General features: G+C 60.5%; 1 protein-coding gene. It reads left to right on the top strand.

The genetic code is table 11. The features are described from left to right. Positions 1–270 precede the first annotated feature (270 nt). Positions 271–693: a hypothetical protein gene (locus BXP70_RS29185; RefSeq protein WP_086597618.1), complete on the top strand. Its 423-nt coding sequence runs from the start codon at positions 271–273 to the stop codon at positions 691–693. The last annotated feature ends 3 nt before the right edge of the window (positions 694–696 follow it).

The raw sequence follows: 696 nt of genomic DNA, 5'->3' as shown, positions 1-696 counted from the left end.
GAAGAGTGGCTGCGGAGCTGCCAGCAGCGTAGCACGCTCGGCGCCTAAGTTTTACCAAGCGCTGCGACCTGAGCAAGGCGCCACTAGTGCAGCACCACCGCCGGAGGTACCTTCCTGCTCTGGCCTAGTCTACGTCCGGGGAGGCGAGCAGGTGGGCTATCGGAAAGTATTATAAAGTAGGGACGGCACGCAACGGTTTATTGTGCACGCTTTTTGTGCCACGAGCGTACCAGCTTATTGGTTGGCTGGTTTTCTCTCGTTTAGTGGCGCATGGCTGAACTCGCTTCTCGTCTTTACTTTGAAAATGCCGCCGGCCGCGTGGGGGAAGACGCCTTGGGGTTTGTCCGCCTAACGTATGCGGCGGGCCGGCGCGAGATGGCGGTCTGGCAGGGGCTGCTGCAGCATACCAAGCACTTGCTGGCGCGGCAGCGTAGCGGCTTATTGCTGGTGGACCAGCGTCATATGAGCGCTTTTTCCTTGTCCGAGCAAGCTTGGCTGATTGAGCAGTGGCTACCGCAAGCCATCGTCGAAGGGGGCTACCGCTACGGCGCCGTTGTGCAGGCGCAGGATGCCTTTGCCCGACTAGCCATGGATACGGTGCGCCTACACGCGCAAGCCTTAGAGCTCACGTACCGGTATTTCCCGGAGGAGGCCAGCGCCATCGCTTGGCTGGAGCAGCAGCTGACTTGGTAGCCA

Origin of the sequence: Hymenobacter crusticola (genome assembly GCF_002154225.1) — a bacterium.
Taxonomy (GTDB): domain Bacteria; phylum Bacteroidota; class Bacteroidia; order Cytophagales; family Hymenobacteraceae; genus Hymenobacter; species Hymenobacter crusticola.
Note: the sequence above shows the minus strand (reverse complement) of the source record. Positions and strands in the feature narration are given on the sequence as shown.

Bases quoted from the DNA above. Each gene is read 5' to 3' on its own strand.
- BXP70_RS29185 (WP_086597618.1), top strand. From the start codon at position 271: ATGGCTGAACTCGCTTCTCGTCTTTACTTTGAAAATGCCGCCGGCCGC.